This is a genomic window from Pseudomonas sp. GW460-LB5, assembly GCF_059423245.1.
On record NZ_JBWKXT010000009.1, the window covers coordinates 34737 to 49339 of the forward strand.

Sequence of the window (14603 nt, forward strand, 5' to 3'; positions counted from 1 at the left end):
AGGGCTGCAAAGCAGCCCTAGGGTCTAAGCCAGCTGGCGACGCTTACTGGCTAAATATGCCTCCTGCGCCAGGGTCAGCAGCACGGTCAGCAGCATGAACACCACCGAAGCGATGAAGATGCCTTCGGGCAGGCGCTGATCGAGCATCCAGCCGAATGCAATGGGCCCGAGAGCGCCGCCGATGTTGAAGCCGGTCGAGACCAGCCCGAAGGTTTTACCCTCGGCACCACGGGGTGCCGCCGCCTTGACCAGCATGTCCCGCGACGGCGCGATGACCCCGGTCAGCAAGCCGATGGCCCCCAGTACCGCTACCAATGCCCAGTCCCGCACCAGCCCCAGCGCCACCAGCGTCGTCAGCGCCGCCGCCAGGGCAAAGGCCATGGCCGCCACCAGGCCATGGCGGCGGGTGCGGTCAGCCAGGGCTCCGCCGCACAAAACGCCCACTGCACTGCTGAGTAGAAACGCTGTGAGCGCCGTGTTGGCCCAGGCCAGGGTCAGGCCTTGGCCCTGGACCAGGGCGGCCACGGAGAACTTCTCGATGGCACTGGTGCTCAGGTTCAGCAGGATGAACAACACCGTCAACACACCGATCATCGGCGTGAGCAAGCGCACGCGGCCAGGCGCAGCACCAAGGCCAGCGTCACTTTTGTTGCCATGCCCGCAAACCTGATAAATGCCGCTGCGTGGCACAGAGATCAGCAGCAGCGCGGCAATACCTACCACCGCACCTGCTGCCAGGGCGGCCTGGGTACCCAACACGGCGGCGATGCCGAGAAATACCGCTGGCGTTACCGCCGAACCGAGGAAACCGGCGAACGTATGGATCGAGAACGATCGCCCCAGGCGGCCTGCCTCAATGCCGTTGACCAGCAACGCGTAGTCGGCAGGGTGGTAGACGCCATTGGCCAGCCCGGCCAAGGCCATCGCTACCAGCAATACCGCATAGCCGGGGCTGACCGCCAGCATCAGGAAACTGAGACTGCCCAGCAGCAACCCGGCCTTGAGCACCTTGCGCGCACCGTAGTGGTCGACGGCAAAGCCCAGCGGTGCCTGCACCAAGGCAGAGACGATGTTGAACACCGCCAGGGCCACGCCAAGCTCGACGAACCCCACACCCAGCAGGCCGGGGAGGACGGGCAGCAATGCCGGGATCAGCATGATGTGCACATGGCTGACAAAGTGCACGGCAGCAATTTGGGTAAGAAGCTTGGGGCCAGCTTGGGGCATGTCGATACCTGTCGAACGGCGTGGATACAGGGCGCAGGGTAGGTTGGTTGTAAGCTGTCTATCGGGATGAACGGCTGGCGCGTGGCAGGCGCCCGTTCAGCACGGCATACGCCAGCAGGCCAATGACCAGCCCCCAGAAGGCCCCGCCAATGCCGAACAGGCTGATGTTGGCCGCCGCCGCCAGGAAGGTGATCAGTGACGCTTCGCGCGAGCTGGCATCCGCCATTGCGCCGGCCAGGCTGGCACCGATGGTGCCCAGCAGGGCAAGGCCGGCCAGAGTCGTGATAAAGGTACCTGGCAGCGCCATGAACACACTGGCCAGGGTGACCCCGAACACCCCCACGCCGATGTAGCAGACACCGGCAGCAATCCCCGCCACCCAGCGCTTGCCCGGGTCTTCATGGGCTTCCTTGCCGGTGCAGATGGCCGCCGTGATAGCGGCGATGTTGAAGGCGTGGGAACCGAATGGCGCCATCAGCAATGAGCCCAGGCCCGTGACCGCGACGATCGGGTTGGCGCTGGTCTTGAAACCGTCGTTGCGCAGCACCAGCATGCCTGGCATGTACTGGCCGGTGAGTGTGATCAGGAACAATGGCAGGGCCACGCTGAGGGCGGCGTTGAGGGTGAAGGTGGGCGCGGTGAACACTGGGGAGGCGAATTCCAGCTGCAATGCCGTCAAGCCTGCTTGCCCCTGCAGCAGCAGGTAGCCCAGGCCCAGGAGCAGAATGCCAACCACGGCATAACGGGCGGTGAAGCGTTTGAATGCCACATAGGCCGCAATCAGCAGCCCGGCCAGGACGGGGTCGAGCGACAGGCTGGCAAAGGCGCCGATACCGAACTGCAGCAGGATGCCCGCCAGCAGCCCGGCGGCAATGCCGCCAGGGACCACCCGCACCAGGCGCTCGAAGCACCCGCTCAGCCCCAGCACCACGAAGCCCGCGGCCGACAGCAGGTAGGCACCGATGGCTTCGCTGTAGGGCACGCTGGCCAGGGCGGTGACCAGGAATGCTGCGGCTGGCGTGGACCATGCCGTGATTATCGGCTCGCGGCTGTACCAGGACAGCAACAGGCCGCTGAGGCCGACGCCGATCGACACGGCCCAGACCCATGATGACGTCAGCTCTGGACTCAGCCCGGCCACCTTGGCCGCCTGGAACACCAGGATGAAGGTGCCGCCATAGTTGACGATGACCGAAACGAGCCCGGCTATCACGGGGTGAAGGAGGTCTGTAGGCCGAAACGGGGTTGAAGAGCTTTGTGCAGGCGCGTCCATGGTTGCCTCTGGTGAAGGTCGGGTGCAGCAGGGGCCCGGCTGCGAGGTGCCGCCGGGCAGGTTTCAAGGTCAGTTGGCCAGTTCGGTCAGCAGGCTTTTCAGGTAGTTGCTGCCTTGCGCATCCAGCGGCTGCAGGGGAAGGCGCGGCGCGCCGACATCCTGGCCGAGCATTTTCAGGCCGGCCTTGATGGTGGTGGGCAGGCCACGGCGGGTGATGTATTCCAGCAGCTCGAACTGGCGGTAGAACAGCGCGCGCGCTTGGGCCAGGTCGCCTTGCTGCACGGCGTCCCACAGCGCCAGGTTCAGGGCTGGTATCAGGTTGGGTGCGGCGGTGCACCAGCCCGTGGCGCCAGCCACCAGGGCTTCCAGGGTGAGCGGGTTGCAACCGTTATAGAAGGCCACCCGGCCGTCGGTGGCCTTGAACAGGCGGTGCATGCGCTGAATGTCACCGGTGCTTTCCTTGACCATGGTCACATTGGGCACTTCGCCGAGGATGCGCAGGATCAGCTCCACCGACAGGTCGGTGCCGCTGGTGCCCGGGTTGTTGTAGAGCATGATCGGAATGTCGATGGCCGCGCCGACGGCCTTGTAGTGGGCAACCACTTCGGCTTCGGTGAGCTTCCAGTAGGAAATGGGCAGCACCATCACTGCTGTGGCACCGCAGGCCTGGGCGAGGCGGGCACGCTGCACGGTACGGGCGGTTGTCAGGTCGGATACGCTGACCACGCTGGGTACGCGGCCGGCGATGCGTGCCTGGCTGAAGCGCACCACGGTTTCCCATTCGCTGTCGGACAGGTAGGCCCCTTCGCCGGTGCTGCCCAGCGGTGCGATGGCGTGCACGCCGTCTGCGATCAGGCTGTCGATGGACGTGCCCAGGGCATCAAGGTCGAGCGTGCCCTCAGCCGTGAAGGGAGTGATGGTGTAGCCGATAACGCCGCGAATTACAGGTGTAGACATGACCAGGCACCTTTGCCGTTGTTGAGGAAAGAGTACAGCTTCGATCAGCCCAGGCAGTCGCCATGGGCACGCAAGGCACGGCGTGCGTAGTAGCTGAACGCGGCGCCATGACGTTTGGGGGTGGAGATCCAGTCGTGGGCTTCTTTGCCCAGTGCCTCAGGGATGGGGCGGATGTCACCGGCGCCCATGGCCAGCAATTGCATCTTTGCTGCGCGCTCGAACAGCAGGGCGAGCACGCAGGCTTCCTCGATCGAGCCACCGGCAATCAGCAGGCCGTGGTGGGAGAGCAGGATTGCACGCTTGTCGCCAATCGCCTTCGCGATGATTTCACCTTCCTCGTTGCCCACCGGTACGCCTGGCCATTCCTTGAGGAATGCGCAGTCGTCGAACAGCGGGCAAAGATCCATGTGCGAGATGGCCAACGGCACCTCAAGCATCGACAGGGCGGCGCTGTGCAGCGGGTGGGTGTGGATGATGCAGTTGACGTCGGGGCGGGCCCGGTACAGCCAGCTATGGAAGCGATTGGCCGGGTTGGCCATGCCGCGGCCTTGCAGCACGGTGAGGTCTTCGTCCACCACCAGCAGGTTGGAGGCAGCGATTTCGTCGAAGCCCAGGCCCAGTTGCTGGGTGTAATAGGTGCCAGGTTCCTGCGCACGAGCGGTGATCTGCCCGGCCAGGCCGGAGTCGTGGCCGCCATCGAACAGGATGCGGCAGGTGAGGGCAAGCTTTTGTCGGGGGGTGTAGGTGTTGTCGGCCAGGGCCGTCAGCATCTGCTGCTGGGCCAGCTTGACCAACTGGTCCTTGGGGATGTGCATGGTGGTCGTCATGGGCGGTACCTGCATGGGAAAGGGCGGGCGCTGGCTGTTCGTCGTGATGGCGTCGCCAGGACACATGGCGATCTTAATGACACTTTGTGTCATGCGCAAGCATTGTGTCATTCAAAAGGGGGGGCTGGCTGGCAACCCTCTGAAAGCTAGCGCGATCAAGGTGGGAGCCACTGTCTTGCTCAATGTCTAGAATCTAGCGCGGTCCCTGTGGGAGCGGGCTTGTCCCGCGAACACGGGCGAAGCCCGTGCCATTCACTGCGCGGGTTGCAGGCTTATGCAGTACCTCATGCGCCTATGCAAAGGTCGTCCCGCCTGGTTGCCATATCCCTTTGCGGGTACTGTCGAAACGCCTCTGAAATGGCGGTGATCAGCTGCTCATCCCTGATCGGGTGCAATCCTGGAAAACGCTTGCCATTACAGTCACCGTCACGGGTAAGCACGGCCTCAACGCTGGCGTCGTTTTCCCGATAAACCTGTCTGATCGCCTGGGCTTCCTGGTCCTTGCTGTCTTCGCAGCGCAACGCATGGTGAATGGCCAAGGCCGCGCCAAACGTCAGTGCCGGGGTTTCGATACCGTGTTTGCGTGCAAGGTCGATGCTGCTGAGGATCCGTTCGTTACGCTGAAGCTTGCGCAACGGGTCGCGCCCCACCCGGGCACAAGGGTCTTTGAACGAGGTTGCACAGCGCTCAAGGAACGTATCGGCAAAACGGCTGACCACTTCGGCCATGTGTGGGTACTCCGCCACCAGTGCGGGCCCGACTTCCTGGCGAATCAGGCGTTCGGCCAGTTCGCTGACACGCGCGTCGCCCATACCCTGGCCCACCGAATCATGGCCCAGCAGGCTTGCGTACCAGGCAACAACGGCATGTGGGCCGTTCCACAGGCGGTTCTTGATGACCTGGATCTGGGTGATGTCAGGCACCGTCTTCACCTGGCGCAGGCGCTCGAGCAGCTCGCTGCCGTGCTCTACATACAGCGGCATGTCGGGTTCGCTGTTGAACAGGATCAGGTGCAACTGGCTCATCGCGCTGCTCGGCTGGGCGAAAGGCCTGAAGCGCCCGATCAGTCGTTCGTACTCAGGCACTGGCGTGGATGCCTTTGTGGCGACTGCCGGTTCGTCTTCCAGGCTGTTCTGGAACATCTGCGACTTGATGCGCAGTTGCCGCACCAGTGCGTCATTGCTGAGCTTGGAGACGATGCGGCTGACCACCGTTTCGGCGAAATGGGTCTTTTCCAGCACTTGCTCGCCAATGGCCGGCGGGCACAGCAATGCCAGCTCCGCTTGCACATGGCGGCGCACGAACGCGGCGCCGCCTACCTTGTTCAGCACGATCAGCAGCGTCAGCTCACGGCCACGTCGTTCGAAACGTTGCAGCAGCCCCTTGGCGATCACCTTCGCCTGGTTGCGGATGGCCTGCTCGGGCAGGCTCAGGCCGACAATTTCGGCAGTGGTGTACATGCCGATCACGGCGTCGTCATCGTCCAGGTCGATCATGCGTACATTGTCGATGGTCTGGTCGAACGAAGTGGCCCCGTAGCGCACGCTGTAACGGCCGAAGGCATTGACGCTTTCGCGCAGCATGCGCGAGCGGGTCGCGGCGATGATTTCACGGGGCCGGGTGTAGCCGTCCCAATGGGAAAATACCTGTGTCAGGTACCCACCGCCGATGGCGCCGAAGCCATGAATGCCCACGCTGAACTGGTTCAACGAAGCCGGGAACGGCTCGCTCAATGCTGGCATGCCCAAGTCAGGTACGCACTCGCTCAGGTCGGCGAGAAACTCATGCATGCTGCGGTAGGCTTTGAGTGCGCCTGCCTTGATCTGGGCAGCGGGCGGCTTGATGTCTTCGATCAGGATCGCCTGGCCTTCGGCGCGGATGGCCGACAGCATGCCGTTCTCTGAATCCTCGACCATGAAGCACTGATCGGGTTCGCAATTGAGCGCGCGGGCGGCTTTCAGGAAAATCTCGGGGTGGGGTTTGCCCTGGCTGACTTCATCGCCACAGACAGTGATGTCGAAATACTTCAGCACATTGGCATTGATCAGGTATTCCTCGGCAATGGCACGGCGGCTGGAGGTGGCCACTGCCATGGTCAACCCCGACTTGCGCAGGCGTTCGAGTACCTCCAGCAGGCCGGCCTTGATGGGTACGCCGTGATTGCGCACATATTCGAGCTCAAGTTCATCCGCGCGTTTGCGAATCTCGGCGTACGGGAAGTTTTCACCGTTATGCGCCTTGGCCAAGGCTTCGGCCTTGGTCGCGCTCAAACCCAGCGAGCCGATCAATGTGTCCTCGCTCAGCGCTTTGCCGAAGATTTCCACAGAGGCTTGCTTCAGTGTCTTGAAGCGCAAGCGTTCGGTGTCGAAGAGGGTGCCATCCATATCGAAGATGGCGCTGAAAATGCGTTTACCGTGAAAGAAAAGCATTGGGTATTGCCCCTTGTTGTTGCGTCATACATCCCGCCTGTAACAGGCGAATACGGTGTGTGAGCTGCAGCGATGGCAGTCAGGTAGGGGGCACACGGTCGACAGGGGGGCGCTCAGGGGTGACGCAGAGGTAAGGCGGGGCGGAGCGGGGCGTGCAGAGCAGGTTTGTAACCTTTGAGGCGAGGCGGGCAACTGGTTTGGCCTTGAGGTCACGCCCACTGGCTGCAGTCGGTTTTGCAGGCAGTGGGCGCAAGTAGCGATGGATACGTGTGATTCCAAGCATAAGGTGCTTTGCTTCCTTTTTCGTCATGGGTCATCCTTTTTCAGCCTTGCACGTATGCGCGCCGCCATGCAAGGCTTGGGCTTCCGTTACAAGGTGAAGCGCAATGACCCAAGCTACCGATCAGGCCTTTTATGACCGCGCCGATGCGCACATCGACCTGGCCAACCAGCAGATTGAAAAATTCGAAGACCTGGGCAAGGTAAGTGCCTCGCTGACCTTTGGCGCCACGCGTTTCAGCGCCTGGATGAGCGCCCGCAGCTTCAAGTCGGGCGCGGAACTTGCGGCAGCCCGGGAGGAGATTCTGAAGTACTTCTGCGAGCAGTACCGGATGATGCTCGAAGATAATCTGGATGAGCACATCGAGCATTTCGACCGCATTGTGCTGGGCAAGGACGCCTGACCTCACCTGCCTGCGCAGCCGCGACTCAACGGTTGGGCCACTGCTGCAGCAGGATCGAAACGAACTTCTCCGCCGCAGGCGACAATGACGCACCGCGCCGGTACACCAGCCCCAGGGTGCGTGTGACCTGCGGCTCGATCAACGGCACGCTCACCAGCGTCGGGTGATCAGCGTTGGGCATGGCCAGGCTGGGCATGGCCGACACGCCCAGCCCGGCCTCGACCATGCCCAGCGACGTCGACAGGTGCTGCACTTCGTAGAACCATTTGGGCCGCAGGTTGAGCCCGGACAACGCATGGTCCAGCAGCATGCGGTTGCCACTCAGGCGGCCGACGCCGATCAGGCGGTAATCAGCCAGCTCTGTCCAGGTAACGGATGCGCGTTCTGCCAGTGGGTGGTCGCGCCTGCACGCCAGTACAAAATGCTCTTGCACCAGTGAGACAAACTCGATGTCCGGGTGCTGGCCGCTCATCATGTTGATGCCGAAGTCGGCCTCGCCGCGCAGCACTGCTTCGAGCCCGTCGTTGGCGCTAAGGTCCAGCAGGCGAATGCGGATTTTAGGGTACTGCTCGTTGTAATCGCGGATCACCGACGGCAGGAAGTAGAACGCTGCGGTGGGAATGCAGGCGAGGGTAACCTGGCCGGTCTGGCGCTCGGCCAGCTCGCGAATGCTGAGGATCGAGTCTTCAAAATCATCCAGCAGGCGCCTGGCCTTGGGCAGGAAGTCGCGGCCCACGCTGGTCAGGCTGACCCGGCGAGTGGTGCGTTCCAGCAGCGAGGTGCCCAGGCCTTCCTCGAGCTTCTTGATCCGCCGGCTTAGCGCTGGTTGGGACAGGTGAAGCGCTTCGGCGGCCTCGTGGAAGCTGCCGAGTTCGGCGATTTTCACGAAAGATCTGATGTCTTGCAGCTCATATTCCATAAGAAAACCCGCTACTGTCGCCGTGCTTGATTAATGTTTGAATCGCAATAATGGCTACGATATTTGCATTGGATTGATTTATCCATGCCTGTCACTCTTTTGCTCACAGCATCAATGATGTCCATTGATCAACAAGAGTGCGAAATCATGCAACGAATTCCTTGCGTACTCATGCGCGGTGGTACCTCCAAAGGGCCGTTCTTCCACGCTTGGGACCTGCCTGCCAATGTGGTCGAGCGCGACGAGTTGCTGATCAACCTGATGGGCTCTGGCCATGAGCTGGAAATCGACGGCATCGGTGGCGGCAGCCCGCAGACCAGCAAGGTGGCGATCATCAGCCCGTCTTTGCACGCCGACGCCGACGTCGACTACCTGTTCGTGCAGGTGATGGTTGCACAGCGGCGGGTCGATACTGCTCCCAACTGCGGCAACATGCTGTGTGCCGTTGGCCCGTTCGCCATCGAACAGGGGTTGGTCAAAGGCAAGGAAGGCAAGACCCTGGTCCGTATTCGCAACCTGAACACCGGTACCTTCGTCAATTCGCTGGTAGAAACCCCAGGCGGCATCGTGCGCTACGAAGGCCGAACCGCAATCGACGGCGTACCAGGCACGGCGGCCCCGGTGCACCTGACTTTCCTTGATGCAGTCGGCAGCAAGACCGGCAAGCTGTTCCCCACCGGTCAGGCCAAGGATTTGATCGATGGTGTCCCGGTGACCTGCATCGACATGGCCATGCCGATGATGGTGGTAGAGGCCAGCCAGCTGGGTGTCACCGGCTCGGAAACCCCGGCCCAGCTGGACGCCAACAGCGAACTGTTGCAACGCCTTGAAGCATTGCGGTTGAAGGCCGGCAAGGCCATGGGCCTGGGCGACGTCAGTGGCATGGTCATTCCCAAACCAGTGCTGGTATCCAGGCCTCGCTACGACGGCACGCTGCAGGTTCGCTATTTCATGCCGCACAACTGCCATCGCGCCTTGGCTATCACTGGCGCAGTGGGGCTGGCGACTGCCTGCGTCAGCCCCGGCACGGTGATTGCCGACCTGCTGGGCGAAGGCGCGCAGCAGCTGACCGAGGTCCGACTCGAGCACCCCAGTGGCGGCATCGATATCGCCCTGACGCGCAGCGGTGCCGATGGCCAGACGATCCAGGCCTCGGTCGTACGAACCGCCCGGCGGCTCTTCTCAGGCTTCGTCTACGCCCCTACATTCCGCAGGTTGGCCGGGTAGCACCAGGCGTCGATCAAGCCCCGCACATTCGTAGCAAGCGCATCCGCACAATTTCAACAATGGTGATGCCCCATGAAACTCGCCAAATCGCTGTACTTCCAGATCCTCTGCGCCGTCCTGCTGGGCGTGGTGGTCGGCCACTTCTGGGCGCAACAGGCCGTGGCCCTCAAGCCGCTGGGTGATGCGTTCATCAAGCTGATCAAGATGATGATTGCGCCGGTGGTGTTCTGCACCATCGTCACCGGCATCGCCGGCATGACCGACAAGCGCTCGCTGGGGCGGCTGATGAGCAAGACCCTGCTGTTGTTCCTGGGCCTGACGGTGGTCAGCCTGGTGATCGGACTGGCGGCGGTCTACCTGTTCAAGCCGGGGAGTGGCATGAACATCGACCCTGCCACCCTCAGTACTGCAGGCCTGAGCCAGTACACCGCCTCGGCCGCCAAGCTGAGCGTGGTGGACTTCTTCATGCACATCATCCCGGACACCTTCGTCGGTGCCTTCAACAAGGGAGAGGTCTTGCCGGTGCTGTTCATCGCCGTGCTCAGCGGTTTCGCGCTGTCGTCGATGGGCGAAAAGGGCAAGCCGGTACTGGATGTGCTGGAATCGGCGTCGACCATGGTGTTCCGCATCTTCGGTTACCTGATGCGCTTTGCCCCGATCGGCGCTTTCGGCGCACTGGCATTCACCGTAGGCCAGTACGGCATTACCTCCCTCGGCTCGCTGGCCAAGCTGGTGGGGACGTTGTATATCGCCTGTGCGTTCTTCGTTCTGGTGGTGCTCGGTGGCATCTGCCGGGCCCATGGCTTCAGCCTGTGGAAGCTGCTGCGCTATTTCCGTGAGGAGTTCCTGGTGGTGCTTGGCACCTCGTCCACCGAACCTGTGCTGCCGCGCATGCTTGAAAAGCTCGAGAAGCTTGGATGCAAGAAAGGCGTGGTCGGCCTGGTGCTGCCCACCGGCTATTCTTTCAACCTTGACGGTACTGCCATCTACCTGTCGTTGGCAGCCGTGTTCATCGCACAAGCCTGCAACATCGACCTGAGCCTGGGCCAGGTGGTGACCATGCTGGCGATCATGCTGTTGTCTTCCAAGGGCGCGGCAGGTGTCACCGGCAGCGGTTTTGTGGCCTTGGCCTCGACCCTTACCGTTATCCATGACATTCCCCTGGCCGGCCTGGCCCTGCTGATCGGCGTCGATCGCTTCATGTCGGAAGCCCGTGCGCTGACGAGTCTTGCCAGCAACGCAGTGGCTACGGTGGTGGTTTCGCTATCGGAAAATGCCTGTGACCGCCAGACGCTTCACAGCCGCCTGAACGGCGAGCCGGTGGCCACCCCCGTGGTTGAATCCGCCGACTGGGTCGCCGAACCGCGCCGCCACGGCTGAACACCCACTCCTTCACCCTTTTGACAAGGCCCCCACCAGGCGCTGCCGGGTGGGGTAGGGGGCCGTCTGCGCTGCAGGTGGCCACATAGACAATAAAAACAAGAGAACAAACCATGCTCGCACTCTTGGGCCTGATCATGGTGGTGACTTTCACCTACCTGATCATGAGTAAACGCCTGTCCCCGATCGTTGCACTGACCGTCGTTCCGATTGTTTTCGCCCTGGTTGGCGGCTTCGCGCCAGACCTGGGCAAGATGATGCTCGATGGGCTGAAAATGGTCGCACCGTCTGCCGCGCTGCTGTTGTTTGCCATCTTGTTCTTCGGCTTGATGATCGACGCTGGCCTGTTCGACCCGCTGATCCGCAAGATCCTCAAACGGGTAAACGGCGACCCGGTCAAGATCGCCATCGGCACGGCCTTGCTGTCGCTGCTGGTGGCGCTGGACGGTGACGGCACCACGACCTACATGATTACCTGCGCCGCCATGTTGCCGCTGTACAAGCGGATCGGCATGAACCCGATGATCCTGGCCACCGTGTCGATGCTGTCGTTGAGCATCATGAGCGGCATGAGCCCTTGGGGCGGCCCCGCCACCCGCGCCATTGCCGCGCTCGGTCTGGATGCGACCGAATACTTCATTCCGATGTTGCCCACCGTCATCGGCGGCGCATTGTGGGTGGTGTTCACCGCTTACCTGCTTGGTCGCACCGAGCGCCGGCGTATCGGCAATATTGCGCTGGAGTCGGGAGGGGGTAACTGCTACATCAAGGAAATCCTCGGGGACAGCCCGCACAAGCGCCCGCGCCTTGCCTATGTGAACCTGGTGCTGGTGATCGCCGTGATGACCGCGCTGGTGCTGGGGCTGATGCACGCGGCCATCCTGTTCATGATCGGTTTTGTCGCCGCACTGATGATCAACTACCCGCAGCTGGACCTGCAGAAAGAGCGCATCCTCGCCCATTCGGGCAACGCCATGACCGTGGTGCTGCTGGTGTTCGCCGCAGGCATATTCGCCGGTATTTTCTCGGGTACCAAGATGGTCGATGCGTTGGCCCAGACCCTGGTGGACTGGATTCCGGAAGCCTGGAGCCACTGGTTCCCGCTGGTGGTGGCGCTGACCAGCATGCCGCTTACCTTTGTGCTGTCCAACGACGCGTACTACTTCGGCGTTGTGCCGATCCTGGCAAACGCCGCGGCCGCGTACGGCATCGACCCGGTGGAAATTGCCCGCGCTTCGGTGCTAGGCCAGCCTGTGCACCTCATGAGCCCGCTGGTGGCTTCCACGTTGTTGCTGGTGGGCATGGTCGACCGCGATATCGGTGACTTCCAGAAAGCCACCGTGAAATGGGCCGTGCTCACCTCGTTGGTGATCACAGCGCTGGCGCTGCTCACGGGCGCCTTGTCCTTCTTCGTCTAAGCATTACTGGGCGTTGCCAGGCGCCCGGGCTCCCGCTCACTCAGAAAACAACAATAGAGTACCGATCATGTCCCGAGCTGTGTTCCGTGGGGCCACCTGTGGCCTGCTTTGCGGCTGGCTGCCTGTTGCCGGCGCTTCCGGTTTTGTCGACGACAGCAAGCTCAAGCTGCAGTTGCGCAATGTGTATTTCAACGAGAATTTCCGTGACGAGCACGGTATGAGCGCCCGCGCGGCCGCCACCGCCAAAAGCGAACGGGTGGAGTGGGCTCAAGGTTTTCTGCTCGACTACCAGTCTGGCTTTACCCAAGGTACGGTGGGCGTGGGGCTCGATGCACTGGGGCTGCTAGGCTTGCGCCTCGATTCCGGTCGTGGGCGCAGCGGCACGGGTTTGTTGCCGGTGCACGACGATGGCCGCGCAGCGCAGGAGCTTGCCAGTGCCGGGGCCACGGCCAAGGCACGCCTGGGCCAGACCGTGGTCAGGTACGGCACCTTGCTGCCAAAGACACCGGTGCTGGTTTACAACGATGCGCGGCTGCTGCCGCAGACCTACCAGGGCACTCAGCTGACCAGCACGGATATCGACGGGCTGACCCTGACGGCCGGGCACCTCGACCGCTTCAAGCAGCGTGACTCGTCAGACAGCACCGGTATCTATCTGGACGGATATGGGGGCGGCAAATCGGGTGACTTCAGCTTTGCAGGTGCCGATTATGCAGTGACCAAACAACTGCGCCTGAGTGTCTACCATGGCCAGCTGGCAAACTTCTATCGCCAGGATTTTGCCGGGCTGGTCCATGACCTGCCGTTGGCCGGCGGGGTACTGACCACCGACCTGCGCTACTTCAAAAGCCGCGACAGCGGGGCGGCCTACGGCGGCGGCATCGACAACCACATGTTCAGCGGCCAGGTGGCGTACGCGCATTCCGGTCATTCTGTGGGTGCCGGTTACCAGGTGCTCGATGGCGAAGCCGGCTTGCCGTACATCAGCGGTGCGACCGTGTATTCGTTCAGCAACGTCGGCATCGGCAAATTCATCGAGGAGGAAGAGAAAACCTGGATGGCCAGCTACGCCTACAACTTCGCTGCGGCCGGGGTGCCGGGGCTGACCTTCATGACGCGGTACCTGAGTGGGGACAATGGCCGTTCAGCTGGCGAGGGCATCAAGGAGTGGGAGCGTGACGCCGAGATTGCCTACGTGGTGCAGGGCGGACCGCTGAAAGGGCTGGGCGTGAAGCTGCGAAACTATGTGTATCGATCAGATTTCGCCCGCGGCCGAGACAGCAATCGCCTGTACCTGACCTACGATATTGCCATCTGGTGATGGCACAGGCCGGACGATATCTCCGGCCCTGAGCCGCCTGAGGCGCCGTGGTTCAGCGGCGCAGCAGGCGAGAAACCACCAGTGTGACGGCGGCGGTGATGGCCAGTGCGGCGAAGGGCTTTTCCTTGACGAACGAAGACACCGTATCCAGGGTGTCGCCGTAGGTCTTGGTCACCTGGCCTGCGGCCTGACGCGCATCGCCTTCGGCTTCCAGCGCCGGGTCTTCGACCAGACGGCCTACAGCGCTTTGTGCCTTGCCTGCGAGGTTCTCTGCAACACCTTCGATCTGTTCACGTTTCATGATGGCTTTGTTCCTTCCTGTGATCGGCTTTGGGTTAACAGCACAGGGTTAGGGCGGTGAAGGACCGCAATGGTTCCAAGCAACTGCTTGCCACCTGCAGGCCACGCGCTGTTGCGAAGGGTTGCACATGGCTCGAGAGCGCGAGGTTAGCGGGCCTTCTTCTCCAGAATCCGTGCCCCGGTACCTTCCTTGCCCAGCACATCCTCGGGGTTGCGCAGCGGGCAGTCTTCCAGCGACAGGCAACCGCAACCAATGCAGTTGTCGAGGCTGTCGCGCAGCGCCTCCAGCGTGCGGATGCGGGCGTTCAGGTCTTCGCGCCAGGCGGTGGACATCTCACCCCATTGCGCCGCCGTAAGCTTGCTGTTGGGCGCATAGCGGCTGAACGCCTGCCTGATTTCCTCCAGCGGAATACCCGTGCGCTGCGCCACCTTGATGATCGCCAGTGTACGCAGCACCAGTGAGGGAAAGCGGCGCTGGTTGCCAGCCGTGCGCACGCTGGCGATCAGCCCCTTGGTCTCGTAGAAGTGCAGCGCAGACACCGCCACGCCGCTGCGCCTGGCCACTTCACCCACTGTGAGCATCCGCGTGTTGTCCGCTGCCATGCCTGTTGACCTCAAGTTAAGTTGAGCTCTTATAGTCCT

Annotated in this window: 13 protein-coding genes; 5 read left to right on the forward strand and 8 right to left on the reverse strand. The window is 62.3% G+C overall.

Annotation, left to right across the window (positions count from 1 at the left end):
• Positions 1-24 precede the first annotated feature (24 nt).
• The 5 genes from AC07XM_RS08050 to mtlD form a co-directional block, all read right to left on the reverse strand.
• Positions 25-1227, reverse strand: coding sequence for an MFS transporter (locus tag AC07XM_RS08050; protein ID WP_016485557.1), 1203 nt, complete (start codon positions 1225-1227; stop codon positions 25-27).
• A gap of 58 nt (positions 1228-1285) precedes the next feature.
• Positions 1286-2500: a benzoate/H(+) symporter BenE family transporter gene (locus AC07XM_RS08055; protein ID WP_023049012.1), complete on the reverse strand. Its 1215-nt coding sequence runs from the start codon at positions 2498-2500 to the stop codon at positions 1286-1288.
• 69 nt (positions 2501-2569) lie between these two features.
• A complete protein-coding gene (locus tag AC07XM_RS08060; RefSeq protein WP_016485559.1) occupies positions 2570-3457 on the reverse strand; it encodes a dihydrodipicolinate synthase family protein in 888 nt (295 codons plus the stop codon).
• A gap of 44 nt (positions 3458-3501) precedes the next feature.
• Positions 3502-4284 (reverse strand): aldolase, encoded by a 783-nt coding sequence (locus tag AC07XM_RS08065; RefSeq protein ID WP_102689352.1) that lies wholly within the window; start codon positions 4282-4284, stop codon positions 3502-3504.
• A 284-nt stretch (positions 4285-4568) separates the two neighbouring features.
• Entirely contained in the window at positions 4569-6713 is a 2145-nt protein-coding gene (mtlD, locus tag AC07XM_RS08070; protein ID WP_023049009.1) for a bifunctional mannitol-1-phosphate dehydrogenase/phosphatase, read from the reverse strand.
• Between the two features lie 386 nt (positions 6714-7099).
• On the opposite strand from mtlD, the gene AC07XM_RS08075 reads away from it, so the two are divergent.
• Positions 7100-7396: a DUF3144 domain-containing protein gene (locus AC07XM_RS08075; protein WP_016485563.1), complete on the forward strand. Its 297-nt coding sequence runs from the start codon at positions 7100-7102 to the stop codon at positions 7394-7396.
• A gap of 25 nt (positions 7397-7421) precedes the next feature.
• Here AC07XM_RS08075 and AC07XM_RS08080 read toward each other — a convergent pair whose 3' ends face one another.
• The gene (locus AC07XM_RS08080) at positions 7422-8315 is read right to left on the reverse strand and encodes a LysR family transcriptional regulator (RefSeq protein ID WP_016485564.1); all 894 of its coding nucleotides are present in this window, start codon (positions 8313-8315) and stop codon (positions 7422-7424) included.
• 147 nt (positions 8316-8462) lie between these two features.
• Between AC07XM_RS08080 and AC07XM_RS08085 the strand changes: the two genes are divergently transcribed.
• From AC07XM_RS08085 to AC07XM_RS08100, 4 genes are all read left to right on the forward strand, one after another.
• Positions 8463-9542 (forward strand): 4-oxalomesaconate tautomerase, encoded by a 1080-nt coding sequence (locus AC07XM_RS08085; RefSeq protein WP_016485565.1) that lies wholly within the window; start codon positions 8463-8465, stop codon positions 9540-9542.
• A gap of 72 nt (positions 9543-9614) precedes the next feature.
• Complete coding sequence (locus tag AC07XM_RS08090) at positions 9615-10922, forward strand: dicarboxylate/amino acid:cation symporter (protein WP_102689354.1); 1308 nt, start codon at positions 9615-9617, stop codon at positions 10920-10922.
• 113 nt (positions 10923-11035) lie between these two features.
• Positions 11036-12340, forward strand: a complete 1305-nt coding sequence (locus AC07XM_RS08095) for a CitMHS family transporter (RefSeq protein ID WP_016485567.1) — start codon at positions 11036-11038, stop codon at positions 12338-12340.
• Positions 12341-12407: 67 nt separating this feature from the next.
• Entirely contained in the window at positions 12408-13661 is a 1254-nt protein-coding gene (locus AC07XM_RS08100) for an OprD family porin (protein WP_016485568.1), read from the forward strand.
• Positions 13662-13713: 52 nt separating this feature from the next.
• Here the strand turns inward: AC07XM_RS08100 and AC07XM_RS08105 are convergent, their stop codons facing one another.
• Together AC07XM_RS08105 and soxR are read right to left on the reverse strand one after the other, a co-directional pair.
• A complete protein-coding gene (locus AC07XM_RS08105) occupies positions 13714-13962 on the reverse strand; it encodes a CsbD family protein (protein WP_016485569.1) in 249 nt (82 codons plus the stop codon).
• Between the two features lie 146 nt (positions 13963-14108).
• On the reverse strand, positions 14109-14564 hold the full coding sequence (soxR, locus tag AC07XM_RS08110) for a redox-sensitive transcriptional activator SoxR (RefSeq protein WP_023049466.1): 456 nt from the start codon (positions 14562-14564) through the stop codon (positions 14109-14111).
• Between the last annotated feature and the right edge of the window lie 39 nt (positions 14565-14603).